This is a genomic window from Promicromonospora sp. AC04, assembly GCF_003058225.1.
GTDB lineage: Bacteria > Actinomycetota > Actinomycetes > Actinomycetales > Cellulomonadaceae > Promicromonospora.
In genome coordinates this window covers 260,320-286,232 of record NZ_QBUG01000008.1, presented here as the reverse complement: position 1 = coordinate 286,232, position 25,913 = coordinate 260,320, and the positions used below count along the sequence as shown (strand labels likewise).

Genomic DNA, 25,913 nt, shown 5'->3' with positions numbered 1-25,913 from the left:
GCCCGGCTTCACGATGTGCGACCGAACTGGTGGATGCGTCGCACCCGTCCGTCGTCGGCGACCTCACCGACCAGGATCCACTCGATCGCCGTGTGCCCGAGCTTGCGGTGCTCCGTGCTGAGGCAACAACGTGCAGCGAACCGGTGGCCGTCGACAAGCAGATCGTCGATCCGCATCTGGACGGCGGTGACGTTCTTACGGGCGGGGCCCGCGTGCGCGACCAGGTGGTCGCGGGTGAGCGCCGTGCCGTCGGTCACCCAGACGGCGTCGTCGGTCACGGTGCGATCCACTATCTGCTCTGGGTCGTCGTCGGAGAGGGCCATGTCGCGGGTGTAGTCGATCAGGAGGCGGCGCGCCGCCAGCTCAGTTATCTCTGACATGGCTGTCATGATTAGCGGGCCTGTTAAAGTTGTCAACCGTGTCAGAGATAAGACGGCGCCGTCAGCGGATAGAGGTCCCACGCAATCGCGCCGCCCTGGTGTCGGCAGCCGTCCGGGTGCTTGCCGAGCGTCCTGAGGCGAGCATGGCGGAGATCGCGTCCGCGGCCGGCGTGGCGCGACAAACCGCGTACGTCCACTTCGGCACCCGCGAGGCACTCCTGACGGCGGTGCGCGACGAGCTGGGCCGCCGGGCGTTCGACGTGCTGGACGCCGCTGACCTCGAGGCCGGCCCCGCCACGGAGGCCCTCGGCCGGTTCCTCGCAGCAGCCGGAGCGCTGCTGGCCGAGCAGGCGGCCCTCGGCCATCCGGACAGTGACACCGAGGCGGAAGCGTCACGTCACCTACCGATCGAGCGGCGCCTGGAGGCCCTGATCCGTCGCGGGCATGAGAGCGGCGAGTTCACGACCGAGCTGGAGACGGATTGGCTGGTCACCGCCACGATCGCCCTCGGCCATGCCACCGATCATCAGATCCGTGTCGGTCGTCTGGATGCTCGGGTCGCGGCGAGGCAGTTCCGGCTATCGGTGATGCGTCTGTACGGCGCCGACGATCCCGACCGTTCGCCGTGACGGGCGGGCGGTCCTGGCTCGGCGCACGTGGTACGCCGAGCCAGGACCGCGGTCCGGTCGATCTGCGTGCCGCTCGTGATGCACGGCACGCACGGCCGCTCAGGCCTGCCGGCTGCCCATGCCGAGGTACTCGCCGAGCTTGTACTCGAGATCGAGCCCGAGCTGGGCTGCGATGGCCTGAAACCCCTCGGCGCGGGAGAGGAACCCGGGCAGCGTGAGCGAACGCTCGAACTCGCCGTACGCGGTCACGAGGTCGGCGTCCGGCGGCAGCGACGCGCGGTTCACCATTGCCTTGGCCGATGCGAGGGAGGTCCGGTCGAACGAGGCGAGGCGAGCGGCCATCGTGTCGACGAAGCCGTCGAGCTCGGCGTCGGGCAGCGCCCGCGTCACCCAGCCCCAGCGTTCGGCGGTGTCGGCGTCGTAGTCGTCGCTGCTCAGGATCACCTCGAGGGCGCGATCCCGGCCGATGAACCGGGGCAGCCGCTCGGTGCCACCACCACCAGGCAAGAGGGCGCCGCCGACCTCCGGCTGGCCGAAGATCGCGTTCTCACGACTCGCGTAGCGCAGGTCGAGCGCGAGGGTCAGCTCGTTGCCGCCGCCACGGGTCCGGCCTCGGATCGACGCGATCGTGATGTACGCGGCCTTGGACAGCCGCAGCACGATGTCCGTCCAGATCGGCACCGCCCCCTCGCCCTCCGGCGTCGGGAACTCGGCCGCGGCCGCGAGGTCGAAGTGGTTGAAGAAGAAGTCCGGCGTGCTGCTGTCGAAGACGAGAACCTGGATGTCCGGGTCGGTCTCCAGCTCACGAGTGATCTCGTCGAGCCGCCGGACGGTGTCGCCGACGATCAGGTTCGCCGGCGGGTTGGCGAACGTGATCCTCGCGATCTGTGGTGTGGTGCGCTCGAACGTGATGGTGCTCTGCTCGGACATGGGTCGCTCCGTTCACTGGGATGTGTTCTTTCAGAGTAGCCTCATTTCTGAGTCTAGTCATCTTTCTGTTGATGCTCCCAACAAGGCGGTGCGCCGGCCCAGTCCCGGACCGATCCTTGACTACGTAGTCAAGGACGTGGTTCGCTCTCTGCGCTGACTACGTAGTCGGAGTTCAGCCGGGTTCAGCAAGGGAGCTGCACATGGGTGCCACACAACGGGTGGCGATGACCGACGTCGCCCGCCGCGCCGGTGTCTCGCAGAAGACCGTCTCGCGCGTGGTCAACGGCGAACCCCACGTCACCGAGGCGATCCGGGCCAGGGTCCAGGCCGTGATCGAGGAGATGGGGTTCCGCCCGAACGCGGCGGCCCGCGCCCTGGTCACCCGCCGGAACCAGCGCATCGGCATGGTGACGATGGGCACGGCGCTGTACGGCCCGACGTCGATCCTGGAGGGGGTCGACAGCGCGCTGCGGGGTTCCGGCTACTACCTGAGCGTCGCGCGCACGCAGGGCGACGCCGTCGCAGACCTGCAGGCCGCGATCGACGAGCTCGTCACCCAGGACATCGTGGGTCTCGTGCTGTCCGAGCCGATCGACCTCGGCCACCCCGACCTGCGCATCCCGAACGGGCTGCCCGTGCTGAGCTTCGGCTCCCCCACCACGGGCGCCCCCGCAACCGACGCGCGCCCCGACGAGCTCGTGATGGGCGCCGACGAGACCGCCGGGGCCACGTCGGCCACCGACCATCTGCTGGCCCTTGGGCATCACACGGTCCACCACATCGCGGGTACCAGGGGGTGGGCCGCCACGGCGCGGCGGGTCGCGGGCTGGCAGAGCGCCCTGGCCGACGCCGGAGCGGAGGCCCCGCCCGTCGTGCACGGCGACTGGACCCCGCGATCCGGGTACGAGGCGGCCACGGAGATGCTGCACCACGGGGGTGTCACCGCGATCTTCGCCGCCAACGACCACATGGCGATCGGCGCGATCCGGGCCGTGGAGCGGGCGGGGCTGAGAGTCCCGCAGGACGTCAGCGTCGTCGGGTTCGACGACGCCCCCGAGGCCGAGTACCTGTCCACTCCCCTGACGACGGTGCGCCAGGACTTCGCCGAGGTCACCCGCCTGGCCGTGCACCGCCTGGTGCGCACCATCGAGGGCAGGCCACCGGCGGAGCGGCACCGCCTGATCCCGGCCCAGCTGGTCATCCGGGAGAGCGCGGCGCCGCCGCCGGAGTGAACAACGCCCACCCGCACCCCGGAGAGCAGATCCCTGGGCGTCACCACCTGAGAGGACAGCATGAGCGCAATGCACCACCTGACCGACGGGGTCCTGTTCGGCGCCGCGTACTACTACGAGTACCACCGCCCGGAGGACCTGCGCTCGGACAACCTGCGCACGGACGACCACCGCGCCGGGGACCACCGCGCCGGGGACCGGCAGACAGAGGACCGGCAGACAGGGGATCGGCAGAAAGGGCGGCTGGAGCAGGACCTGGACCTGATGGTCGAGGCCGGCTTCACGGTGATCCGGGTCGGCGAGTCCGTCTGGTCCACCTGGGAGCCCGAGAACGGGCACTTCGACCTCGACTGGCTCCAGCCCGTGCTCGACGGCGCCCACGAGCGTGGCATCAAGGTGGTGCTCGGCACGCCGACGTACGCGGTGCCGATGTGGTTGGCGCGGCTGTACCCGGAGATCAACGTCGTGCGCGAGGACGGCACCGCGATGGGCTGGGGCGCGCGCCAGGAGATCGACTACACCCACCCCGCGTTCCTGTTCCACGCCGAGCGGATCATCCGCGCCGTCGTCGGCCGGTATGCGCACCACCCCGCCGTCATCGGCTACCAGGTGGACAACGAGCCGGGCAACGAGATCTTCCACAACCGGCAGGTCTTCGAGCGGTTCGTGGACCACCTGCGCACCCGCTACGGCTCGGTCGAGCGGCTGAACGACGAGTGGGGCCTGACGTACTGGTCGCACCGGCTGTCCACCTGGGCGGACCTCTGGACGCCGTCGGGCAACGCGCAGCCCCAGTACTCGCTCGCCTGGCGCAGGTTCCAGGCGCAGCTCACCACGGATTTCATCGGCTGGCAGGCCGACGTCGTACGCGAGTTCGCCCGGGCGGACCAGTTCGTCACCACCTGCATCTCCTACGAGCGCCCGGGCGTGCAGGACGACGCACTCACACGCGAGCTGGACGTGACCGCCGGCAACCCGTACTACCGGATGCGGGACCACCTGACCCTGCCGCCGAACGTCGACGACGACCAGGCCTGGATGACGACGGGCACGTGGTCGCTGTACGCGACGGCGGACCGCATGTACTCCTCGAAGCAGGCGCCGTTCCTCGTCACGGAGACCAACGCGCAGGCGATCGGCGGGCCGTGGCTGAACGAGCCCGCCTACGACGGCCAGTGGCGCCAGGCGGCCTGGGCGCTGGTCTCCCGCGGCGCGACGATGATCGAGTACTGGCACTGGCACACGCTCCCCTACGGCACCGAGACGTACTGGGGCGGCGTGCTGCCGCACTCTCTCGAGCCCGGGCGTACGTACCGGCAGCTCGCGGCCCTCGGCGCCGAGCTCCGCGCGGCGGGAGCCACGGTGGCCAACCTGACCCCGGACGCCGACGTCGCGCTGGTCTGGTCCAACCCCAGCAAGTGGTCCCTGGCGGAGTTCCCGCAGATCGGCGGCGGCGCCGGGCCGGACAAGCGGGGCTACCACCGGATCTTCGATGCCTTCTACCGCGGGGCGTTCGACGCCGGCCTGCAGTCGCGGCTGGTGCACGACGCCCAGCTCGTCGGCAGCAGCCCCGAGGAGACGGCACGCGACCAGCCCGTGCTGGTCGCCGCAGGCGTGACGATCGCCGACGACACCTGGCTCCGGTGGCTGGAGCGGTACGCGGCCGCCGGCGGCCATCTCGTGCTCGGTATCCGCACGGGTTACGAGGACGAGGAGGCCCGCGCCCGGCCGGAGCGCAAGCCCGCGCACCTGAGCGAGGCGGCCGGCGTCTTCTACGACGAGTTCGCCAGCATCGACGCGCCGCTGAAGGTGCTGGGCACGGACGGGCACGGCGCGGCCGGCTTCGACGTCCCCGCTGGTGTTCTCGACGACGCCCACGCCACGAGCTGGGTCGACGGCCTGCAGGTCCTGGACGCCGATCTGCCGGCCGATGTACTGGTCACCTACGACCACCCGCACTTCGGCCGCTGGCCCGCGGTGACCACCCGTGCGCACGGCTCCGGCCGGGTCACCACGGTCGGGACCATCCCCGATCCGGCGCTGGCCCGCGCGGTGCTGGGCTGGGCGGCGCGCCACAGCGGGCAGGCGGTCCTGGGGTGGCCGACGGCGGCCGGACAGCCCTCCGAGCAGCCGGCGTCGTCCGGGGAACCGGCGTCGTCCGGGGAACCGGCGTCGTCCGGGGAACCGGCGTCGTCCGGGGAACCGGCGTCGTCCGGGGAACCGGCGTCGTCCGGGGAACCGGCGTCGTCCGGGGAACCGGCGTCGTCCGGGGAACCGGCGTCGTCCGGGGAACCGGCGTCGTCCGGGGAACCGACGTCTGGGGAACCGGCGGCGGCTGGCCAGTCGACGTCGTCCGGGGAGCCCGGGGCGGCCGAAGGGCCGCAGTGGCGGCCGCAGGCGCCGTCGCAGACCGTCACCGGCGCGCGAAACCCCGCCGGTGAGCGGGTGCGGTTCGTGCACTCGTGGTCCTGGGCCCCGAGCACGTTCGTGCTGCCGGGCGCGGTGCGCGACGTGCTCAGCGGCGACGACCTCGCCGCCGGCACGGAGCTGGAGCTCGGCCCGTGGGACGTGCGGGTGCTGCTGGAGGTGTGACGGGCGCAATGCTGCATCTACAGTGCGGCATCTGCAGTGCGGCATCTGCAGTGCGGCATCTGTAGTGCGGCATCTGTAGTGCGGCGTGCCGCGTGCCACGCGTTCCGCAAGTGCTGCACGCACCGCAAGTACTTCGCTGTGCATGTACTTTATCGGGTGATATTGCCTCCCTACCCTCCGCGGTCGTCCGCGCCTCGCCCAGAACCGCGGCCGGCCGTGGCTTTGGGCGAGCGGGAACGTCCGAGGGGGACCTGTGCTTCGCATTCACTTCACTGCTGCCGACCTGGTGCGCACGCGGGTGGTCACGCGGGTGGACCCCATGTGGGAGCTCGTCCTGAGCATCCACCAGGTTGTCAGCCCTGAGCCGTACTTCGGGTCCTGGAGCAGGCTCGCCCGGAAGCGGCTCGCCCAGGCCGGGCTCGTACGCGATGCCAAGCTGCTGGTGGCGCTGGCACCGATCAGGGGCTACTTTCCGGACTTGCTGACGCCGGCCGACCAGCCCACGGACTTCGAGGCCGGCGTCGAGACCGTGCTGTCGACGGGCAAGCAGCGCCTTCGCGCCGAGGTCGGCCAGCTCTCCGGTGGCCGAGGGGCCGGCCGCTGGCTCGACGACGTCGCCGCGGGACGCCCCGCCGCCCTGAACCGGCTCGGTGTCGCGATGCGCCGCTACAACCAGGCGGTGGTGGCCCCGCACACCGACCAGACCTCGGCCGTCGCGGGCCGCTGGGTCAGCGGGCTGGCGCACCAGGCCCTGGCGCACGGCGTCGGCGCCGTGCTGAGCAGCCTCGGCCCGGCGACTCGCTGGCGAGCCCCGGTGCTGGAGGTCGACTACCCCGTGACCCGGGAGCTGCACCTCGACGGGCGCGGGCTGTCCCTCGTCCCCACGTTCTTCGGCGTCGTCCATCCGATCACGCTGGCGGACCCGCAGCTGCAGCCGGTGCTGGTCTACCCGGTCAGCCGCGAGCCGTTCTGGCATCCCGGGCCGGGTGCCGACGGCGAGATACAGGCAGACGCTCTGAGCGAGCTGCTGGGCGAGACCCGTGCCACCGTGCTCCGCCTGATCGACACCGAGCTGTCGACCACCGCGCTCGCCGTGCGGGCCAACACCTCCCCCTCCTCCGTCAGCCGGCACACAGCGGTCCTCCGCCGCGGAGGGCTGATCACTACCCGCCGGCGCGGCACCAGCGTGATCCATGCACGCACCACGCTGGGCACCGCCCTGGTTCAGGGGCATTGAGGGTCGGCATTGAGGGTCCAGGGGCATTGAGGGTCCAGGGGCATCGGGTCCAGGGGCATCGGGTCCAGGGGCATCGGGGGGCCGCTGAGCGGCGAGATCGGTGATCGAATCAGGGCCGGCCGCGTAGATCTTGACGAGTGAGGCCCGCGAGCACCCGGTCCAGGCCGTCCCGGAACCAGGTCTCGACGTCGGCGTCGAACGAGTCGGGCAGCTTGCCGTCGCTCACGGCGTCGAGCCACTCATGTCGCCGGCGCGCGCCGGTGCGGTCGAGGCGCCGCGCCTCCTCCGACCACCACGCCCGGTAGGCCGTCCCGGATCGCGCCGCCATCCACCTGCCCGAGTGCGGTCCGGACCTGCAACCCATGTGGCACGACGCCGAAGGCGCGACGCCGGGAGGCAGGGCTTCGGCATGAGGTGATGCACTTCCGCAGCCCGCCGGGGCCGCCCACTGGAACGTCCACCGGAACGTCCACCGGAACGTCCACTCGATCCAATCACGAAAGCCACCATGATCGCGCCGAACGGTTATCCACAGATTTCTCATCCACCCATCCGTCCGGACGTTTGTTCGATAGAATCGAGGACAGGCAGGGAGCCCAACCAGGGGTGCCCGACATTCGTGGTGGAAGGGGGTTGGAATCATGGCAGCAGGCCAGTACGCCGGAGGCCCGGCACGCCCCGCGGAAGATGTCCTGACCGACATCGAACACCTGCTGGACGAGCTGGCCGGTTCGGTCACCGCGGACAACGTCACCACGAAAGACATGGCTACGACACGCCTGATCGAGGCCTCCGCCCGGCTGCGGGTCGCCGGCGCCCGCATCGACGCGGTCCGCTGGTCCATCCTGCCCCGCATCGAAGCAGCCGGACTATGGGCCCAGACCGGAGAACGCACCTTCGCCATCTGGCTCGCCCGTACCGAAGACATCCAGACCCGCACCGCCAAGCGCGACGTCCGCACCGCCCGAGCCCTGCGTGACCACCTTCCCGCCACCCTGACCGCAGCCCTGGCCGGCAAGGTCGGCGTGGACAAGGTCCGCGCGCTGGTCGACGTCGCCACCACCAGCACTACCCGCACCCGGACCCTGGGGGCACCCGCGATCGACTTGACCACCATCGAACCCACTGCACCCGGACCGGTACCGGGCGACACGAGCGACGGAACCGGCGACGAGAGCGCCACGGCCCCGGTACCAGGCGACGCAGACGACGGCACCGGCGGCGAGAGCGTCACGGCGAGCGATTCCGCACCCGCAGACCCTGCCGAGGGCACACCGGGACCCACCTGCCCGACGTGGGAGGAACAGCTCCTGGACTGGTCGACCGAGAACGGCCCAGACCGGTTCCGCGGCCTGGTGCGCTACTTCGCCCGCCACGCCGACCCCGACGCGGACGAACGCGGCTACGCCAAGACCAAGGAACGCGAGTACCTCGACGTCTCCCCGACCGTGGGCGGATACCACCTGTCCGGATTCCTCACCGAAGAACACGGCCAGACCCTGACCACCGCGATCGGGTCCGTCATGGGAGCCCCAGCAGCCGACGACGACCGCACGCCGGGACAACGCCGCGCCCAGGCCCTGACCGACCTGGCCCGAGTCGTGCTCGACAACGGACACACGGGCACCGGAGCCGCCGTCCGCCCGCACCTGAACGTGACCGTCTCCTGGACCGAGCTCCAAACCCTGGCCACCAAAAACACCATCAAGAACCACACGAACAACCACTCCGGCACCACCAGTGGCGGCAGCACCAGTGGCACCAGCACCACCAGCGACACCAACAGCACCGGCAGCACGACTGGAGCCACACTGCTCACCGGCTTCGCCGGGACAGCGGGCACCCCCGGCGCCTCCGAGGCCGGGACCCCCACCGGCACCACCCGAAGCACCGGCACAGCCGGACTCGCGGGAACCGGAGTGACCGGCGCGGCCGGCATGCCCAGTGTGAAGCGGCCAGCGGTCTTCACCGAGACCAACACCCCGATACCCGCCTCACTCCTACGCCGCATCGCCTGCGACAGCCAGATCACCCGCATCGTCTTCGGCCCCGACTCCCAAGTCCTGAACGTCGGCCGCACCCAACGCACCATCACCGGACACCTCCGCCGAGCTGTCATCGCCCGCGACAAACACTGCGTCTACGACCACTGCGACCAGCCACCATCGCGGTGCGAAGTGCACCACGCGATACGCCACTGGGCCGACGGCGGAGAGACCTCCGTGAGCAACGCCGCCCTGCTCTGCTGGCACCACCACGACCTCGTCGACGGGTCCGGCATCACCATGCACTACGACAACGGCTGGCACTTCACCCACCCCAACGGACACACCATCAAGTCCGCGAGACCCACGACATGACCGGGGCGATGTGCCGCGCCCGCATTCGTCACGGTCACCAACCGGGCACGGGGCCTGCCGGCAGCTCGGCTCAGCCCGACGCCGGGCCGAACCGTTCGGTCCGGATCCGGGCCGGGTCGTGGCCCTGGGCCACGAGCATGCGCGAGACCGCCTCGACGAAACCCGTCGGACCGCACACGTAAACCCGCGGCTCCAGCTCGGGCGGCCAGCCCCACGAGGCCAGCTCGGACGAGGTGAGGCGTCGTGGACCGCGGAGGGCCGTGAGCGAGACCGCCCGCGTGAAGATCGTGCGGGCCTCGAACCCGTCGCTACGGGCGGTGAGCGCGTCCAGCTCGTCGGTGTACAGCCGGTCCTCCGGTGTGCGCACCGAGTAGATCAGGCGGAACGGCGTCCGGTCGCCGGCCTCCCGCCGGGCGCGCGCCATAGACATCACCGGGACCAGCCCTGAACCGCCGGCCAGGAGGAACACTGGGGTGCCCGCGTCAATCGCGGGGTCCCAGACGAACCACCCGCCGATGGGCCCGCGCACCTCGATCGCGGACCCAGGCGGGAAGTCGTCGACGAGGTACGGCGACACCTCGCCGTCCCTGACGCGCTGGACGGTGACCTCGACGCGACCGGAGCCGGACGGCGTGGCGCTGGACAGAGCGGTGTTCGGCAGCGCTGAACCCGGCAAAGAGGAAGCCGGCAACGAGGAGTCAGCCAGCAAGGTGCTCGACAGCGTGGAGTCGGACCGCGGCGGCGCGCTCGCGAGGGAGTACGACCGCTCGGCGGTGTAGCCATCCGGCGCGGTGAGGCGGAGGTCCAGGTGCTGGCCGGCCTGGTGGCCGGGCCAGCCGGGCACGTCGAGCACGAGGGTCTCCGCGGACGGACTCTCGGCGCGCCGCTCCACCAGGGTGGCGACCTGCCAGCCGGAGGGGACGGCGTAGCGCGCACCGAGCCGCGCACCCACTGCCTCAGTCACGCCACGCCTCCGTCATGCCACGCCTCCGTCACGCCACGCCTCCGTCACGCCACGCCTCCGTCACACCGGGTCTCCGTCCTACCGGGCGTCCGTCGTTGCGTAGATCCCGCGTCACGCCAGGTCTCCGTCGGGCCGGGCGGGCGTCATTCCGGAACTGCGGCACGCGGGGTCTCCAGTCTGGCCGGTGTCCGTCGGATCGAGGCTCACTCGCGCCGTCGGCCGTCACGCTCGGATCAGTCACCCTGGTACCTCTGCTCGCGCCACGGGTCCCCGAGGTCGTGGTAGCCGAGCTTCTCCCAGAAACCCGGCCGGTCCATCGGCATGAGCGTGAGCGAGCGCACCCACTTCGCCGACTTCCAAAAGTACAGGTGGGGCACCAGCAGCCGCGCGGGTCCGCCGTGCTCGGGGTGCAGCGGCGCCCCGTCGAACGTGTGCGCGATCCACGCCTTGCCACCCAGCAGGTCGGCTACCGGCAGGTTGGTGGTGTAACCGCCGTAGGAGCCCACCATCGCGAAGTCGGCGGTGGACTCGACGTCCGCGAGCAGCACGTCGAGGGAGACGCCGCGCCAGCGGGTGGCGAACTTCGACCAGCGTGTGACGCAGTGGATGTCAACGGTCGGCTCGTCCTGGGGCAGCGCCATCAGCTCTGCCCACGTCCAGGACTTCGTCGCGCCGGCTTCGTTGATGACTGCGAAGCTCCAGGTTGAGGTGTCGACGTTGGGTGTGGGTCCGGCCGAGAGCACTGGGAAGCCCTCCTCGGCGTACTGCCCGGGAGGCAGCGCCACGCCCTCCGGGCGCGCCCGGCCGCGGAAGCCTGGAGTAAGGGTGGCGCCGAGGCCATGATCTAGCCCGACAGGATCGGGGCCGCCCGGTGCGGGCGTGGTCGCGCTGGTCATGCCTCAAGGTAATGCTGCGGCGGGCCCGCCGTCATCCGCCATCCGCCATCCACCATCCACCATCCGCCGTCCGCCGTCCGTCAACTGACTAGGACTGGGACTGGGACTGGGACCTGCACGCCGCCCGGGTCATTCGCCCTGTTGGACGCGCACCTGGCTGAAGTCGCCCGCTCGTAGCGCCTCGGCCGGGATCATGTAGTAGAGCAGACCGCCGTCGCCCCATTCGAACTCCTCGTCGCCACCGAGCTGGAGGAGCATGACCTCACCCTCCCTGGTGAGCTCCCCCTGCTGGGGCCACGGCCAGCCGAAGGCGCGATGCCCATTGGCGTAGCCGTCCGTACCCGGAGGCCAGGTCGTGTAGATGTCATCCGCCTCCAACACCCCGAACTTGTGCTCGTTGCCAGGGCCGAGGTCGAGGGAATCGACGACGGACTCCTCGTGACCCGGCAGCATGATGACGGGATCCGCCCATGCCGGACGCTCGCCGAAGACGTACGCCGGCGCCGGGGCTGCCGTCTCGACCGCGCTCTCCGGTCTGGCGGCGACAACCCTCCAGGAGCGCGGGTCGTCGTACGGGTTGATGCCGTCGAACTGCTCGTGGTCCACGTAGGGCTGGATGTGGAAGAAGTTGAGCAGCCCGGGGCTGGCGCCGAGCTCCTCGCCGAGCCAGGGAGCCAGGGCGTCGACGTCCAGTACCGCGAGCAGGCTTAGCGGAATCCCGTCGATCTCCGGCCAGACGGTGCCGGGCTCCAGCAGAGCGGCCCCGCCCAGGCGACACCGGCCGGCGGGCGTGTCTCCGTCACTGGTCGGGGCAATCATGTGGCCGCGCCGGGCCAGCGCCGCCATGTTCCGTCCGCCGTGCTCCCCCAGCTCCTCGATGCAGTGCCGCTCGACCTTGGCCATCAATTCGTCGACTACTTCGTTGACGTTCATGGACGCATCGAACCATTCCCCACTGACACTCGGTCGTGCCCCGGAGGGCCGCTCGTGCTGCCGCTGATGAGCAGGGCCTCGCACCGGGCCATCTCACGCCGGGCCGTCCTCACACCAAGCCGTCCTTACGCCAAGCCGTCCTTACACCAGGCCGTCCCTACACCAAGCCGTCCCTACACCAAGCCGTCCCTACACCAAGCCGTCCCTACACCAAGCCGTCCCTACACCAGGCCGTCCCTACACCAGGCCGTCCTCGCCCAGCGCCTCCTGGGCGACCTTGAACGCGTGGTTGGCGCTCGGCACCGAGCAGTAGATCGCCGTCTGGAGCAGCACCTCCTTGATCTCCTCGACGCTCAGCCCGTTGCGCACGGCGGCGCGCACGTGCATCGCCAGCTCCTCCCAGTGGCCTCCGGCCACCAGCGCGGTCAAGGTGATCATCGAGCGGCTGCGCCGATCCAGGACGGGCCGGGTCCAGATCTCGCCCCACGCGTACCGCGTGATGAGGTCCTGGAAGTCGGCGGTGAACGGCGTCGTGCCCGCGACGGCGCGGTCCACGTGCGCGTCACCGAGCACCTCGCGCCGCACGGTCATGCCCTCGTGCATGCGGTTCGGCACGCCGTCTTGCATGTCCATTTGCACGTCTTCTTGCACGTCTTCTTGCACGTCGCCCTGCGCGCCGTCCTCGCGCCGCTCGCCGTCTCTGCGCTCGGTCTTGCGGCCGGTCGTACAACTGTCGTCGGTCGCACCGCCCGGGGCGGTCTCACGGCTGCTGTCCGCCTCACCAGTGCGGCCGGTCTCCGGGCCCTGGTCGGTCATGCGGCCACCCTTCCCGCGACGAGGTCGCGTACCAGCTCGGCCACGGCCCGCGGCCGTTCCGCCGGCGCGAGGTGGGCCACGCCGTCGAGCACTTCGAGCCGTGCGCCCGGTATGGCGTGGGCGATCTCCTTGAGCTTCGCGGGCGGTGCCGCCGGGTCCACCTCGCCCGCGATCGCGACGACGGGCACGCCGACCGAGCCGAGCTGCCCCCGCAGGTCGTAGTCGGCCAGCGCTCGGCACACCGCCGCGTAGCCGAACCGGTCAGCGGTCTGCAGGCTGCCGAGCAGACGCAGGGCCGTCTGCGGCTCGCGCTCGAGGAACCCTGGCCCGAACCAGCGCCGCGCCGCGCCCTCGACCTGGGTGGGGGTGCCCGCCCGCTGCACCAGGTCGGCCCGCTCGGTCCACATCGACGGTTCGCCGAACTTCGTCGCGGTGCAGATCAGCGCCGCGCCGAGCACCTGGTCGGGCGCGTCCAGCAGGAGCTGCTGGCCTACCGCGCCAGCGGCAGAAACCCCCGCGTACCAGAACGGCGCACCCACATCGCCCCGGCGAGCCTGCGCACGCTCCACGATGCCAAGGACGGCGTCCGCGAGGTCGCCGATCGTGAGCCCTGCCAACTCCTCGGCGGCGGGCGCTGGCGCGGTGCCGTGGCCCGGCAGGTCCCAGCCGATCACGTCCATGCCGTCGGCTGTGTCACTCGCTGTGTCACTCGCCGTGTCACTCGCCGCGTCACCGACTTTGTCGCTGCCGGTGTCACCAGCCGTGTCACCAGCCGTGTCACCAGCCAGGAGCGCGATCGTGTCCTGCCAGAGTGCCGACACCGACGTGCCCAGCGAGGGTCCGAGCACCAGCAGCGGGCGCGTCGCGTCGCGCAGCACGAACTCGACCGCACCCAGCCTGGGTAGCGCACTCATGTGTCCTCCGTACTCGTCCCGTCAGGTCTCGTCCCGTCAGGTCTCGTCCCGTCGGCGAAGCCGTCGAGCACCCGGTCGACGACGGCGGTCGCCGCGTCGACGTCGGGCGCCGGTCCGGCACCGGGCAGACCGTCGTGCAGGTTCCGGGCCACGGCGTCGGCGTCGACCTCAAGGCCCTCCAAGAGCTCGGCCGCGGCGTGTGCGGACGCGATCGCGTGCCGGGCGAGCTGCTGGAGGGCGGGCCACTCGGCGTGCCATGCGCCGTCGGACCGCTCGTCGACGGCGAGACCCGCGGCGGCGAGCACCTGCGCCGCCAGGTGCGGCGCGGCGATCGCCGAGCGTCGGACCAGCACGGACAACACGGGGTTTCGCTTGTGCGCCATTGCCGACGACGCCCCGCGTCCCGGCGCCGCCGGCTCCCGCAGCTCGCCGACACCGGGCCGGACGGCCTGCAGGACGTCGTTCGCGATCTTGCCGAGTGCCGCGCACGACTCGGCGAGCGCCGACGCGAGCCGGACGACGGGTGTGCGCGTGACGTGCCACGGAGCAGGTCCGACCGGCAGTCCGAGCTCCGCGCCCCAAGCCTCGACGAGCGCGAACTCGACGCGTGCGAAGGGGTCACCGTCGGCCGCCCCCTCAACCGACCCAGTCGCCTCGGCCAGCTCCGCGATCCCGGACAGCTCGCCGGCCGCGCCGCCGTAGGCCAGGGGCAACGCGTCGGCCGTCGCGGCCAGGAATGCCTGGGCCGCCGCGAGACCCTGCAACCACCCGGCGAACCGGGCGCCCAGCGTGGTCGGCACGGCCGCCTGGGCAAGGGTGCGCGCGAGCGCCGGCCGGTCGCGGTGCTCCGCCGCGAGCCGAGCGGCGGCGGCCGCAGCCCGACCCAGGTCGGCGACGACATCGTGCGCGGCCTCCCGAAGGACCAGGACGAGAGCCGTGTCGAGCACGTCCTGGGAGGTGAGCCCCGCGTGCACGGCGGGCGCCAGGCGCGGTCCGGCCGCCTCGCGCAGCGCGGCGACGAGCGGGATCACCGGATTGCCCCCGGCGGCGCTCTCGCGGGCGAGCTGCGTGGCGAGGGCGAGCGCGGCGTCGTCGGCCCCGGCAAGGCGTTCGACGACGGCGTCGATGCTGGTGCCGACCTCGATGGCGTCGAGGTCTCCGGCGCGAGTGCCCCGATGCTTGGCAACGACCCGCACCCACGCCGCCTCGGCGCGGAGCATCGCCCGCAGCACGGCCACGTCGTCGGTGACCGCGGCCGAAGACCCGGGGGCGAGGTCCGCGCCGGGCGTCAGCAGGCCGACGTCAGGCACCAACACCGTCCCGGCCGGCCCCTGGTGCCCCGTCGTAGGTGAGAAACACGGTCTCTCCCTCCCCCTGCAGGCGGATATCGAAGCGCAACGAACCGTCGGGCTCGCGCGACGTGACCAGCGTCGCGCGCCGCTCGGGTTCGAGCGAGGCGAGCAGCGGGTCAGCGTCGAGCGAGTCAGCGTGAAGCGGGTCAGAGTGAAGCGGACCACCGTCGCGCAGGTCGGCGTCGAGCAGGTCAGCACTGGGCGCGCCCGCGCCGTCCGGCAGGTAGGCGCGGGTGAACAGCCGGTCCTGCAGGCCGCGGGCGAAGACCGTCACCGCGAAGAACGCGGCCCGGCCCGGTTCGGTGGCGCCCGGGTTCAGCGTGCGGAACCAGTAGCCGCCCTCGCGGTCCGTCTCGGTGCGGCCCCAGCCGGTGAAGGTCCCGTCGCGCAGGATCGAGCCGGACCGGCGGACGACGGCGCCCGCCGAGTCGGCCTGCCAGATCTCGATCAGCGCGTCCGGGACCGGGCTGCCCGCGCCGTCGTACACGGTGCCGTGGAGGCGGACGGCGCCCGTGGTGCCGGGCTCGACCAGCTCGTTGCCGCGCTCGTAGGGCAGCGCGTAGCCGAAGAAGGGGCCGACGGTCTGGCCCGGCGTGGGCGGCAGCAGACCAGTCGACGGCAGCAGGCCGGTCGACGGCAACAGACCGTTCGTGGCAGGCTCACCCGTCGCCTTGCCGATCAGCTCACTGGCCGGGTCCTTCGTCGGCTCACTCATCGCCGTCCTCCGGCTCGGTCCAGGTGCGGTGCGATCCGGTCAGCACGATGTCCCAGCGGTACCCGGTGGCCCACTCGTGCTGCGACACGTCGTGGTCGTAGGTCGCGACGAGCCGGTCGCGGGCCCGGGCGTCCTGGATCGACTGGAAGATCGGGTCCAGGGGGAACAGCGGGTCCCCGGGGAAGTACATCTGCGTGACGATGCGCTGGGTGAGCTCCCGGCCGAAGAGCGAGAAGTGGATGTGCGCCGGGCGCCACGCGTTGAAGTGGTTCTTCCACGGGTACGGGCCGGGCTTGATCGTCTGGAACTGGTACCAGCCGTCGTCGTCGGTCAGCATCCGCCCGACGCCGGTGAAGTTGGGGTCGATCGGCGCCGGGTGCTGGTCGCGCTTGTGGATGTACCGCCCGGCGGCATTGGCCTGCCAGACCTCCACGAGCTGACGCCGCACCGGCCGGCCCTGCCCGTCGACCACGCGACCGCGCACCACTATGCGCTCGCCGATCGGCTCGCCGTTGTGCTGGACCGTCAGGTCGGCCTCCAACGCCCCGATGTCCCGCTCGCCGAACACCGGGGCGAACAGCTCGATCGTCTCCGGGTCGGCGTGGTGCAGGTCCTTGGTCGGGTGCCGCAGGAGCGAGCTGCGGTACGGGGCCCAGTCGCGCCGCGGGCCGAACTCCTCCGGAGCGCCCTGCTCCAGGCCCTTCTGATACGCGTCGTGCCCGGCCTCGATCTCGGCGCTGAGCTGCGCCTGCGACTCGACAGCCGCGTCCGGCCCCGCGCTCGGCGCCGTTTCTGCCGCCGCGTCCCGTCCTGGGTCAGTCATCGTCATCTCCCTCTCGACGCCGTCGTCGTCGACGTCGTTGCCGCTGTAGTTGCCGGCCCGCCGAGCACCGGACCCCAGCCGGTGTATCCCTCGGCGAGGAAGCGCCGGCCCGCCTCCGAGGAGGTGAGGGTCCGCAGCTCGGCCACCCGGCGTCGGGCCGCGAAGCCGGTCTCGCCCGGGTGGGAGTGCAGCATGCTGCTCATCCACGCGGAGAAGTGCTGCGCGCGCCACACCCGCTCGGACACCCGGCGCCCGTACTCGTCGAGCACGTCGTCGTCGGGGCGCAGCGTGCCGCCGCGCCTGGCGAGCCACGTCTCCAGCACGTCGTGCAGCACGACGACGTCGGCGAGCGCCAGGTTCAGCCCCTTGGCTCCGGTGGGCGGGACGGTGTGCGCGGCGTCGCCGGCGAGCAGCATCCGGCCGTGCCGCACGGGCTCGACGACGGACGACCGGAAGCGCAGGACCGACCGTTCCTCGATCGGGCCCTCCTCGAGCCGGAACCCGTCGGGTCCCGCGACCCTGCGCTGCAGCTCGGCCCAGATCTGGTCGTCGCTCCAGCCGTCCGGGTCCTCGTCGGGTTCGCACTGGAAGTACAGGCGCTGATGCGTCTCGGTGCGCTGGCTGATCAGCGCGAACCCGTGCTCGGAAGCGGTGTAGACGAGCTCGGGCGCGCTGCGCGGCGCCTCGACGATCACGCCGAACCAGGCGTAGGGGTACTCGTGGGAGAAGGTGCGGCGCTGCGCCTCGGGCAGGGTGTGCCGGAGGGTCGAGCGCGAGCCGTCGGCCCCGACCAGCAGATCACAGCGCAGCTCGTGCTCGACGCCCTGCGCGTCGGTCCAGAGCACGCCCGGCAGGTCGCGCGTGCCGCGGAGGGCACTGTCTTGGAGGGCACTGTCTTGGAGGGCACCGCCGTGGGGAGCACCGCCGGAGGGAGCACCGCCGTCGAGCACCCGCGTGACCGTGGCGCCCCAGCGGACCTCTCCACCGTCGACGCCGCCGTCGCCGATGGCGCCGTCGGCCTCGCGCCTGTTCGCGAGGTCGACGAAGACGTCGGTCTGCGGGTAGAGCCACACGCTGCGCCCGGTGAGGCCTGCGAGGTCGATGCGGTGGTCCTCGCCGTCGAACCGGAGCGCTATGCCGTCGTGCCGCTCGCCGTCGCGCAGCACGCGGTCCAGGCCGGCCTCGACGAGGGTCTGCACGGAGCTCGCCTCGAGGATCCCGGCCCGGTGCGTGTGCTCGATCTCCTCGCGCGAGCGCGCCTCCAGCACCACGTGCTCGATGCCGGAGCCGTGCAGCAGGTGCGAGAGCAGCAGCCCGGCGGGGCCGCCGCCCACGATCGCGACGACGGTGCGTTCCACGGTCAACCAATCCTCCAGGGGGTTCAACGCAACGGGGTCCAGCACATCGGGTCCAGAACATCGGGGTCCAGCGCAACAAGGTCCAGCGCAACAAGGTCCAGCGCAATGGAGTCCAGCCCAACAGGGTCTAGCGCATGCGGGCGAGGTCGGCCTCGATGGCCGCGGCCGCCTTGAGCAGCGGGGGCAGCAGGTGCTGGACGAGGGTCGCGATCTCGCCGCGCCGGACCGGCGCCGAGACGTTCACGGCGGCGACGACGCGGCCCGTGCCGTCGCGCAGCGGTGCCGCCACCGACCGCAGGCCCTCTTCCAGCTCCTGGTCCACCAGCGCCCAGCCCTGCTCGCGGACCAGGTCCAGCGCTGCCCGCAGGTCACGCGGGTCGGTGATCGTCCGTGAGGTCAGAGGCACGAGCATGCCCGACGGCGTCTTCGACGCCGCGCTCGGCCCCACCTTCGATCCCGCCGTCGACCCCACCTTCGACGGCGGGCTCAACGGCAGGCTCGACGGCGGGCTCGACGGCGGGCTGGACTGCACCGCCGACGCGAGATAGGCGTCGAGCACCCCCGGCTCGGCGTGGGCGAGGATGGCCCGCCCCATCGACGTCGCGTACGCCGGGAAGCGCGTGCCCACCCGGATCGACGCGCTCATGATGCGGTGCGTGGCGACGCGAGCGACGTAGACGATGTCCGTGCCGTCGAGCACCGCGACCGAGGACGACTCGCTCACCTTCTGCGACAGCTCCTCGAGATGGGGCGCCGCGATGTCGGGCAGGGTCAGGCTCGACAGGTAGGCGTACCCGAGCTCGAGGAGCTGCGGCCGCAGCGTGAACTCGCGCCCGTCGGTCGCGACGTACCCGAGCTCGACAAGTGTGTGCAGAAATCTTCGCGCAGAGGCCCGGCTGAGCCCCGTCTCGCGGGCGACGTCGCTCAGGGTGAGCGACCGCCGCTCGCTGTCGAACGCCCGGATGACCGCCAGCCCGCGTTCGAGCGACTGCACGAACTCGGACGAACGCGCCGCGCCGCCGCCCTCGTCGACGCCGCCGGCCTCGTCAACACCGCCGCCCTCGTCAACACCGCCGGCCTCGTCGTCGGCGGGTGCGGGCCCGTCACGCATCCCGGGCCCCCACCGGGTGCGTCAGGTGCGCCTCGGCGAGAGTGCGCGCCCCCTTCTTGGCCTGCTGCACCAGCTCGTACACGTGCGTGCGCAGGCGGGCGAACTCCGCGTCGCCGCGGGTCTCGAGCTGGTCGCGGTCCTGACCGAGGCCCACCTCGACGTCCTCGAGCACCACGGTCGGCCGGGCGGACAGGACGAGCACCCGCTCGCCGAGGTAGATCGCCTCGTCGATGTCGTGCGTCACGAACACGACGGTGATGCCCAGCCGCTTCCACAGCGTGCGCACCAGGTCCTCCAGGTCGAAGCGGGTCTGCGCGTCGACGGCGGCGAACGGCTCGTCCATGAGCAGCACCTGCGGCTCGTAGGCCGCTGCCCGCGCGATCGCCACTCGCTGCTGCATGCCGCCGGAGAGCTGCCAGGGGTACGACCCGGCCACGTCGCCCAGCCCCACCGCCGCGAGGGTCTCGCGCACGAGCTCGGCCCGGCGCGCCTTCGCGACGCCCTTCTCGCGCAGCGGCAGCTCCACGTTCTGGGCGACCGTCATCCAGGGGAACAGTGAGCGGCCGTACTCCTGGAGCACCACCGCCATCCCCTCCGGCGGGCCCGTGATCGCGGACTCCCCCAGCACCACCTCGCCCGCCGTCGCCGGCAGCAGGCCCGCCATGCAGCGCAGCAGCGTCGTCTTGCCCGCTCCGGACGGCCCGACGACGCACACCAGCTCGCCGGGCCGGACCTCGAACGTGAGATCGGCGATGGCCTCGACGGGCGCACCTCGACCGGCACCTCCACCGGAATAGACCTTGCGCAGGCCGCGAACGGACAGGCGCGCGCCGCCCACCTGGTCGACTGGGCTGGTCATGTCAAGCACCTCCGTGCTGGGTCTGCCGGTACCCGTGGTACCAGCGGAGGATCACGTTCGTCACGGCCCGGAAGACGAGGGACAGCAGCACGCCTATGACGCCGAGCAGGATGACCCCGCTCCACATCTCCGGGATAGCGAAGCTGCGCTGGAACTGCACGATCGCGAAGCCCAGGCCGTCCTTCGCCGTGAACATCTCGCTGATCACCATCAGGATGATGCCGATCGACAACGCCTGCCGTGCGCCGGTCACGATCTGCGGGCTCGCGCCGCGCAGCACCAGGTGCCGCACCGTCGCGACCCGGCCCAGCCGGTAGGCACGGGCCGTGTCCCGCAGCACGGGGTCCAGGCCGCGTACGCCCTCGACCGTGTTGAGCAGGATCGGCCACAGGCAGCCGAAAGCGATCACGACTATCTTCATCGTCGTCCCGATGCCGAAGAACAGCATCAGGACGGGTACCAGCACCGGCGGCGGGATCGCCCGGAAGAACTCGAGCACCGGCTCCGCGTAGGCGCGCAGGGCCCGCGAGGACCCGATCGCCACGCCGAGCACCACGCCCAGCACGAGCGCGACGGCGTACCCCGCCAGCAGGCGCAGCACGCTCGGCACGACGTCCTGGACGAAGCGGCTCTCGCCGAACCCCGCGCCGGCCCCGGCTTCGGCCGGAGCCGCGAACCACGTCTCGCCGAACATCCCGACGATCACGCTGAGCGGCGGGTTGAAGAACGACGTGCTCCCGGCGCTCAGGAACCACCACGCCGCGACGATGACCGCGGGCAGGCCGACAGCCAGGAGCACGGCAAGGAGTGCGGACAGGAGCACCGAGCCGAGCGTCCGTGTCGCCCCGGTCCTGCCGGGTGCGCCGGGTGTGCCGGGCGTGCCGGGTGCGCCGGGTGCGCCGGACGAGCCCGACGTGCCTGACGCGCCCGACGTGCCCGACGTGCCCGACGTACCTGACGCGCCGGGCGCGATCACCGGGCCGGTCATGACGCACTCTCCCCACGGATGGACGGGTGCCAGAACAGCACGCGGCTCTCCAGCGCGCGGGCCACGAGGTTCACCGCGACGCCGAGCAGCCCCGTGACCACCACATAGGCGTACATGGATTCGACGGCGCCCGAGGACTGCGCGACCCCGAGCAGCTTGCCGATGCCGGGCGTGCCGATCAGCAGCTCGCCGGTCACGGTCAGGATCAGCGCGACGCTCGCGGCCAGCCGCAGCCCGGTCATCGCGTACGGCACCGTCGTCGGCCACACCACCGTGCGGATCCGGGTCAGCGCCGAGAACCGGTACGAGCGCGCCGTGTCGGAGGCGACCGGGTCGACGTCCTGCACACCCGACAGCACCTGCACCAGCACCTGCCAGAAGCTCGCGTACACGACCAGCAGGAGGGTCGACGCCATCCCGGTGCCGTACAGGAGGATCGCCACCGGGATCAGCGCGACCGACGGTACCGGCCGGAGGAACTCGATGGTCGACGCCGTCACGGCGCGCAGCACCGGGACCGACCCGATGATCACGCCCAGCACGACGCCGGCGACCAGGGAGATCGCCAGCCCCGTGAACCAGGTGGTCAGCGTCTGGCCCAGCGCGATCCAGAACTCGGGGGTGCCCAGCCGCTCGGCCAGGGCCGTGAGGATCTGCGACGTCGGCGGCAGGAACCGCGCGTCCACGAACCCCAGCCGCGGCGCGAGCTCGACGACCAGGAGCAGGGTCGCGACCCCGCCCGCGCCCAGCGCCCAGGCGGGCGCTGCCGCGCCCGCCTGACGACCGGGCCCGCCACGATCGAGCCCGCCACGTCCGAGCCCGCGCCGGCCGGCCCCGCGGCCGAGCCGACGACCGCCGAGCCAACGACCGCCGGGCGTGCCGTCGGCGGGCGTGCCGTCGGCGGGCGTGCCGTCGGCGGGCGTGCCGTCGGCGGGCGCGCCGTCGGCGGGCGCGCCACCGCCAGGCGTGCCGTCGCCGGGTGCTCGGCTCGCCTCAGGACTCGTGACGGGGCTCATGGCGCGACTCGCAGCCGGGCTCACGGCAGGAGCTGGCTCACGTCGACGGGTTCGTCGAACATGCCGTACTCCAGACCGAGGTCGGCCAGCACCTGGAACGACGACGCCTCCAGGCCCGGCGCGAAGCGCGGCATGACCATCGCCTCCTTCACCGCCGGGTCGATCTCGGTGTAGGTGTCCAGGACCGCGCGGGTCTCGTCCGGGTGCTCCTCGGCGAAGGTCAGGGACTCCTCCATCGCCGCCGTGAAAGCCTCGACGGTCTCCGGGTCCTCGGCGATCTGCTGCTCGGACGTGAAGTACGCCGCGACCAGCAGCTCCGGGTCGGTCTCGGCGAAGTTGGACGTCACGACGCGCGCGCCGTCCTGCAGCGCCCTGGTCAGGTGCGGCTCCACGATCCACGCGGCGTCGACCTGGTCCCCGGCGACGGCGGCCGGCATGTCGGGGAACGCCATCTCGACGAACTCCACAGCGGTCGGGTCACCGTCCGCGTCGGCGACGACCTTGCGGATCGTCGTGTCGCCGATGTTGTTGAGGGTGTTGACGGCGACGGTCTTGCCGGCCAGGTCGGCCGCGTCCTCGATGTCCGAGTCCTCGGGGACGACGACGGCGCCGAAGTCCTCACCGGGCGTGCCGGTGGTGAAGTTCCCCGGCGCGACGGCCTTGAGCGGCAGGCCCTGCGACGACGCGACCAGCAGGGAGGTCACGTTGCTGAAGCCGAACTGGTACTCGCCGCTGACCACGGCCGGCACGATCGCCGCCCCACCCTGGGCGAGCTCCAGCTTGACTTCCAGCCCCTGGTCCTCGAAGAAGCCCTCCTGGACACCCAGGTAGATCGGGGCGACGTCGACGATCGGGATCACGCCGACCGTCACGGTGGTCAGCCCGCCGTCGGCCGAGTCTCCTTCTTCGCCCCCGGGCGCGGCCTGGGCGCCGCAGGCGGCCAGCAGCAGGGTCGCCGCTGCGGCCGCGACCACGGCGCGAGCCGTTCTGGGCGCCGCGCTGGAGGCCGCGAAAGGATAGGTACGTCGCACTGGGAATCTCCTTTGAACGTACTGCTGGCGTGTTCGACATCCGAACGAGTGTGCCCACAAAGAACATAGCGATAGCGACGGGGCGCGGTCAACGTCCGACGCTCGCGTAAGCGTTCACCCTCATTGCCCCGCGCACGGCCCGGCAAATAGCATCCATTTTGCCCGGCTTTTCACCCGCCGCTCCTCGCTCGCCCAGGACACATGAGAGGTCAGTCATGGACCGTCCGATGTCCCCCGTTTCCGCAGGTAGTGCCCCGTCCAGGGCCCATCCCAGCACCCTTCCCGGCGCTCTTGCCAATTCCCGGGCCAGATCCCGGGCCGGCACCCCGCCGGGATCCCGGCCCAGGCCCTCGGCCCGCCGGCCGGCCCGCCTCGTCGCGGCCCTCGCCGCGGCCCTGCTCGCACTGGCCGCACCGGCGGCCGCCGCGCACGCCGACCCGCCGCCCAACCTCCCGCAGAACGCCAGCGGTTACGAACAGTCCTTCTCCCCCGCCTACGACTACGACACCGACGGCTGCTACGCGACGTCCGCCATCGGGCCGGACGGGACCCTCGCACCGGGCCTGGCGCTCGGCGGCGCCGTCAACGGGCAGTGCCGCGACCAGTGGGACCTGGACGCCTCCCAGACCTACTCCCGCGAGAAGTGCAACAACGGCTGGTGCGCCATCATGTACGCCAGCTACTTCGAGAAGGACCAGGCACTGGACGGGGGCCTCGGCGGCCACCGGCACGACTTCGAGCATGTGGTCGTCTGGGTCAACCAGTCCAGCAACCAGGTCGACTACGTCTCGATCACCGAGCACAGCGGATACGCCACCTACCCGCGGTCGCAGGTCCTGTTCGACGGCTCGCACCCCAAGATCGTCTACCACAAGGACGGCATCAGCACGCACCTGTTCCGGCTCGCCAACGGCAACGACGAGCCGCCGGAGAACCACTACCACAACTGGCGCTACCCGCCGATCGTCGGCTGGAACGGCTGGCCCAGCACGTCGCTGCGCGATCGCCTGATGACTGCCGACTTCGGCTCGGCGACGATCAAGATCGACGACGGCGACTTCACCGGCTGGCTGACCCAGATGAAGCCGTCCGGCATCCCGTTCGACCCGGCGGCATAGCCCTCCCCGCCACCCCTCCCGCCGCCCACAGGTCGGTCGTCCTCGAGCCCGCCGAACCGCAGCAACACGCCGATGCCTCGCGCAGCATCGGCGTGTCACCTCGGTTCGGCGCCCGAGCACGGCGTCGGGTAGCGGTTCGATGAGGTGGGTCGGCCGTCCGCCCATAACCCGCCGGCCACAGCCGGCCAGCCACTCAGAGCCGACGGGCCATCGGGCGCGGTGTGCTGGTTTGGTGGGTGCCGGGTGGGCTGGACTGGGTTCGGCTGTGCCCCGGCTATGCGGGCTGTGCTGAATAGTTCAGCCTGGCCGAATTCTGCGGGGCCAGGCTGAACGCGGTTCAGCAGACCCGGCACCGACGCCCCGAAGTCACCCCACCGAGCCGCCACGGCCAACCGGGCACGGCGAAGCGGGGCACGGCCAAGCAGGCACGGCCAAGCAGGCACGGCCAAGCAGGCACGGCCAAGCAGGCACGGCCAAGCAGGCACGGCCAAGCAGGCACGGCCAAGCAGGCACGGCCAGGAAGTCCTCTTCCAGCATGGACTTGCGCATGGTTCCGAGTGGCAAACCATGCGCAATCGCTTGGTCGCAGCGGACTTCTCCGACGTCGGCAGCTTGCGTCACCAGAGGACTGGCTCAGCGTCCGCCATCCGTCATCCGCCGGACACCGGACACCGGACACCGGACACCGGACACCGGACACCGGACACCGGACACAAGCTAGAGCGCGCCGACCACCGAGAGCAGTTGGAGCCGCTCGTGGCTCTCGGTCCCCGGGACGGCGGTGAAGACCGTCAGGGCCTGGAACTGGTCCGGGTCCAGCAGAGTCTGCCCGTGCAGCTCCACGAGGCCCACCTCTGGGTGGTTCAGTCGCTTGGGCTCGCAGTACGGGCCGACGACGGGATGCTCGTCCCACAGCCGCGCGAACTCCGCGCTGCGGCCACGCAGGCCGGACGCGAGCTCGCCCGCCGGGGACCTCGCGCCGGTCTGCGCCTGGACCGCCGCGAGCCGGGCCGCGAGCGTGCGGCCGTGGTGCTCGTGGTCCTCCTCGGGGACCCGGTCGCGGGCACGCGGATCGGTGAACCACCGATAGACGCGGGCGCGCTCCGGACCCGTGTACGACGTCTCGTCGCCGAGGAGTGCCGCCGCCAGGCGCGTCTGCCGCAGGGTCACGCCGAGGACGTTCTCGACCTGGGCGGGCGCATCTTCCAGCCCGTCCAGGATCCGCATCAGGCCTACGTTGATGTGGTCACCGCGCTGGACGCGCCGGGGCAGTGCGTGCCCGGCCAGCTCGACGAGCCGGTCGCGCTCCTCGAGGCTCAGGTGCAAACCGTGCGCGATCGCCGCGAGGACCTGCTCCGAGGGAACCGGCCCGCGCTGCTGCTCGATGCGGCTGTAGTAGTCCGCCGAGACCCCGCTCAGCGCCGCTACCTCCTCGCGCCGCAGCCCGCTCGTGCGCCGTCGGGGTCCGCGGGGCAGCCCCACGTCCTCCGGCTGGAGCGCCTCACGGCGCGTCCGCAGGAAGTCGGCCAGCAGCTGGCGGTCCATCGTCCTCACCTCGTCCTCGTTTTGCGGCACCGCCCTGCGGCACCGCCCTGCGGCACCGCCCTGCGGCACCGTTCTGCGGCACCGCCCTGCGGCACCGTCGTGCGGCACCGCTCT

General features: G+C 71.7%; 24 protein-coding genes. 6 read left to right on the top strand and 18 right to left on the bottom strand.

The annotated features are described in order from the left end of the window. Positions 1-8: 8 nt before the first annotated feature. Entirely contained in the window at positions 9-380 is a 372-nt protein-coding gene (locus tag C8K30_RS21350; protein ID WP_108494901.1) for a hypothetical protein, read from the bottom strand. Positions 381-418: 38 nt separating this feature from the next. Here C8K30_RS21350 and C8K30_RS21345 point away from each other — a divergent pair, with 38 nt between their 5' ends. Continuing rightward, complete coding sequence (locus C8K30_RS21345; RefSeq protein ID WP_369940753.1) at positions 419-1,009, top strand: TetR/AcrR family transcriptional regulator; 591 nt, start codon at positions 419-421, stop codon at positions 1,007-1,009. A 99-nt stretch (positions 1,010-1,108) separates the two neighbouring features. On the opposite strand, the gene C8K30_RS21340 is transcribed toward C8K30_RS21345, so the two are convergent. Beyond that, a complete protein-coding gene (locus tag C8K30_RS21340; RefSeq protein ID WP_108494899.1) occupies positions 1,109-1,939 on the bottom strand; it encodes an enoyl-CoA hydratase/isomerase family protein in 831 nt (276 codons plus the stop codon). Between the two features lie 200 nt (positions 1,940-2,139). Here C8K30_RS21340 and C8K30_RS21335 point away from each other — a divergent pair, with 200 nt between their 5' ends. From C8K30_RS21335 to C8K30_RS21325, 3 genes are all read left to right on the top strand, one after another. Next, positions 2,140-3,171: a LacI family DNA-binding transcriptional regulator gene (locus C8K30_RS21335; RefSeq protein ID WP_108494898.1), complete on the top strand. Its 1,032-nt coding sequence runs from the start codon at positions 2,140-2,142 to the stop codon at positions 3,169-3,171. A 60-nt stretch (positions 3,172-3,231) separates the two neighbouring features. Next, positions 3,232-5,763, top strand: a complete 2,532-nt coding sequence (locus tag C8K30_RS21330) for a beta-galactosidase (RefSeq protein WP_108494897.1) — start codon at positions 3,232-3,234, stop codon at positions 5,761-5,763. A 253-nt stretch (positions 5,764-6,016) separates the two neighbouring features. Then, positions 6,017-7,000, top strand: coding sequence for a helix-turn-helix domain-containing protein (locus C8K30_RS21325; RefSeq protein WP_108494896.1), 984 nt, complete (start codon positions 6,017-6,019; stop codon positions 6,998-7,000). 109 nt (positions 7,001-7,109) lie between these two features. On the opposite strand, the gene C8K30_RS21320 is transcribed toward C8K30_RS21325, so the two are convergent. Next, the gene (locus C8K30_RS21320; protein ID WP_108494895.1) at positions 7,110-7,328 is read right to left on the bottom strand and encodes a hypothetical protein; all 219 of its coding nucleotides are present in this window, start codon (positions 7,326-7,328) and stop codon (positions 7,110-7,112) included. 313 nt (positions 7,329-7,641) lie between these two features. Here C8K30_RS21320 and C8K30_RS31355 point away from each other — a divergent pair, with 313 nt between their 5' ends. Next, entirely contained in the window at positions 7,642-9,360 is a 1,719-nt protein-coding gene (locus C8K30_RS31355; protein WP_233257334.1) for an HNH endonuclease signature motif containing protein, read from the top strand. Between the two features lie 70 nt (positions 9,361-9,430). Here the strand turns inward: C8K30_RS31355 and C8K30_RS21305 are convergent, their stop codons facing one another. From C8K30_RS21305 to C8K30_RS21235, 14 genes are all read right to left on the bottom strand, one after another. Next, positions 9,431-10,213 carry an FAD-binding oxidoreductase gene (locus tag C8K30_RS21305; protein WP_369940750.1) on the bottom strand — a complete coding sequence of 261 codons (783 nt, stop codon included), beginning with the start codon at positions 10,211-10,213 and terminating at the stop codon, positions 9,431-9,433. A 344-nt stretch (positions 10,214-10,557) separates the two neighbouring features. After that, positions 10,558-11,220, bottom strand: a complete 663-nt coding sequence (locus C8K30_RS21300) for a sulfite oxidase-like oxidoreductase (protein ID WP_233257333.1) — start codon at positions 11,218-11,220, stop codon at positions 10,558-10,560. Between the two features lie 129 nt (positions 11,221-11,349). Next, positions 11,350-12,153, bottom strand: a complete 804-nt coding sequence (locus C8K30_RS21295) for a DUF1963 domain-containing protein (protein WP_108494892.1) — start codon at positions 12,151-12,153, stop codon at positions 11,350-11,352. Between the two features lie 237 nt (positions 12,154-12,390). Further along, positions 12,391-12,786, bottom strand: a complete 396-nt coding sequence (gene pcaC, locus C8K30_RS21290; protein ID WP_199230624.1) for a 4-carboxymuconolactone decarboxylase — start codon at positions 12,784-12,786, stop codon at positions 12,391-12,393. Between the two features lie 179 nt (positions 12,787-12,965). Beyond that, positions 12,966-13,883, bottom strand: a complete 918-nt coding sequence (locus C8K30_RS21285; RefSeq protein WP_108494891.1) for an alpha/beta fold hydrolase — start codon at positions 13,881-13,883, stop codon at positions 12,966-12,968. Next, complete coding sequence (locus C8K30_RS21280) at positions 13,880-15,193, bottom strand: lyase family protein (RefSeq protein WP_108494890.1); 1,314 nt, start codon at positions 15,191-15,193, stop codon at positions 13,880-13,882. Before C8K30_RS21280 ends, C8K30_RS21285 begins: the two co-directional genes overlap by 4 nt. Next, on the bottom strand, positions 15,186-15,950 hold the full coding sequence (pcaG, locus tag C8K30_RS21275) for a protocatechuate 3,4-dioxygenase subunit alpha (RefSeq protein WP_108494889.1): 765 nt from the start codon (positions 15,948-15,950) through the stop codon (positions 15,186-15,188). The genes C8K30_RS21280 and pcaG overlap by 8 nt, the downstream gene beginning before the upstream one ends. Further along, a complete protein-coding gene (pcaH, locus tag C8K30_RS21270; protein ID WP_108494965.1) occupies positions 15,943-16,773 on the bottom strand; it encodes a protocatechuate 3,4-dioxygenase subunit beta in 831 nt (276 codons plus the stop codon). The genes pcaG and pcaH overlap by 8 nt, the downstream gene beginning before the upstream one ends. Before the next feature lie 2 nt (positions 16,774-16,775). After that, positions 16,776-18,131, bottom strand: coding sequence for an FAD-dependent monooxygenase (locus C8K30_RS21265; RefSeq protein ID WP_369940708.1), 1,356 nt, complete (start codon positions 18,129-18,131; stop codon positions 16,776-16,778). 127 nt (positions 18,132-18,258) lie between these two features. Next, positions 18,259-19,125: an IclR family transcriptional regulator C-terminal domain-containing protein gene (locus C8K30_RS31350; RefSeq protein ID WP_233257347.1), complete on the bottom strand. Its 867-nt coding sequence runs from the start codon at positions 19,123-19,125 to the stop codon at positions 18,259-18,261. A gap of 109 nt (positions 19,126-19,234) precedes the next feature. After that, a complete protein-coding gene (locus C8K30_RS21250) occupies positions 19,235-20,101 on the bottom strand; it encodes an ABC transporter ATP-binding protein (RefSeq protein ID WP_108494887.1) in 867 nt (288 codons plus the stop codon). Between the two features lies 1 nt (position 20,102). After that, positions 20,103-21,089 (bottom strand): ABC transporter permease, encoded by a 987-nt coding sequence (locus C8K30_RS21245; protein WP_108494886.1) that lies wholly within the window; start codon positions 21,087-21,089, stop codon positions 20,103-20,105. Continuing rightward, positions 21,086-22,105, bottom strand: a complete 1,020-nt coding sequence (locus C8K30_RS21240) for an ABC transporter permease (RefSeq protein WP_233257332.1) — start codon at positions 22,103-22,105, stop codon at positions 21,086-21,088. Before C8K30_RS21240 ends, C8K30_RS21245 begins: the two co-directional genes overlap by 4 nt. A gap of 20 nt (positions 22,106-22,125) precedes the next feature. Further along, positions 22,126-23,136, bottom strand: coding sequence for an ABC transporter substrate-binding protein (locus C8K30_RS21235; RefSeq protein WP_233257331.1), 1,011 nt, complete (start codon positions 23,134-23,136; stop codon positions 22,126-22,128). 227 nt (positions 23,137-23,363) lie between these two features. Between C8K30_RS21235 and C8K30_RS21230 the strand changes: the two genes are divergently transcribed. Then, positions 23,364-24,254 (top strand): NPP1 family protein, encoded by an 891-nt coding sequence (locus C8K30_RS21230; RefSeq protein WP_108494963.1) that lies wholly within the window; start codon positions 23,364-23,366, stop codon positions 24,252-24,254. 717 nt (positions 24,255-24,971) lie between these two features. On the opposite strand, the gene C8K30_RS21225 is transcribed toward C8K30_RS21230, so the two are convergent. Then, complete coding sequence (locus tag C8K30_RS21225) at positions 24,972-25,799, bottom strand: helix-turn-helix transcriptional regulator (protein ID WP_108494884.1); 828 nt, start codon at positions 25,797-25,799, stop codon at positions 24,972-24,974. Positions 25,800-25,913 lie beyond the last annotated feature (114 nt).

Coding starts and splice junctions, on each gene's coding strand:
- C8K30_RS21350 (WP_108494901.1), bottom strand. CDS start 380: ATGTCAGAGATAACTGAGCTGGCGGCGCGCCGCCTCCTGATCGACTAC.
- C8K30_RS21340 (WP_108494899.1), bottom strand. CDS start 1,939: ATGTCCGAGCAGAGCACCATCACGTTCGAGCGCACCACACCACAGATC.
- C8K30_RS21335 (WP_108494898.1), top strand. CDS start 2,140: ATGGGTGCCACACAACGGGTGGCGATGACCGACGTCGCCCGCCGCGCC.
- C8K30_RS21330 (WP_108494897.1), top strand. CDS start 3,232: ATGAGCGCAATGCACCACCTGACCGACGGGGTCCTGTTCGGCGCCGCG.
- C8K30_RS21320 (WP_108494895.1), bottom strand. CDS start 7,328: ATGGCGGCGCGATCCGGGACGGCCTACCGGGCGTGGTGGTCGGAGGAG.
- C8K30_RS31355 (WP_233257334.1), top strand. CDS start 7,642: ATGGCAGCAGGCCAGTACGCCGGAGGCCCGGCACGCCCCGCGGAAGAT.
- C8K30_RS21300 (WP_233257333.1), bottom strand. CDS start 11,220: ATGACCAGCGCGACCACGCCCGCACCGGGCGGCCCCGATCCTGTCGGG.
- C8K30_RS21295 (WP_108494892.1), bottom strand. CDS start 12,153: ATGAACGTCAACGAAGTAGTCGACGAATTGATGGCCAAGGTCGAGCGG.
- pcaC (WP_199230624.1), bottom strand. CDS start 12,786: ATGGACATGCAAGACGGCGTGCCGAACCGCATGCACGAGGGCATGACC.
- C8K30_RS21285 (WP_108494891.1), bottom strand. CDS start 13,883: ATGAGTGCGCTACCCAGGCTGGGTGCGGTCGAGTTCGTGCTGCGCGAC.
- pcaG (WP_108494889.1), bottom strand. CDS start 15,950: ATGAGTGAGCCGACGAAGGACCCGGCCAGTGAGCTGATCGGCAAGGCG.
- pcaH (WP_108494965.1), bottom strand. CDS start 16,773: ATGACTGACCCAGGACGGGACGCGGCGGCAGAAACGGCGCCGAGCGCG.
- C8K30_RS21250 (WP_108494887.1), bottom strand. CDS start 20,101: ATGACCAGCCCAGTCGACCAGGTGGGCGGCGCGCGCCTGTCCGTTCGC.
- C8K30_RS21245 (WP_108494886.1), bottom strand. CDS start 21,089: ATGACCGGCCCGGTGATCGCGCCCGGCGCGTCAGGTACGTCGGGCACG.
- C8K30_RS21240 (WP_233257332.1), bottom strand. CDS start 22,105: ATGAGCCCCGTCACGAGTCCTGAGGCGAGCCGAGCACCCGGCGACGGC.
- C8K30_RS21230 (WP_108494963.1), top strand. CDS start 23,364: ATGTCCCCCGTTTCCGCAGGTAGTGCCCCGTCCAGGGCCCATCCCAGC.
- C8K30_RS21225 (WP_108494884.1), bottom strand. CDS start 25,799: ATGGACCGCCAGCTGCTGGCCGACTTCCTGCGGACGCGCCGTGAGGCG.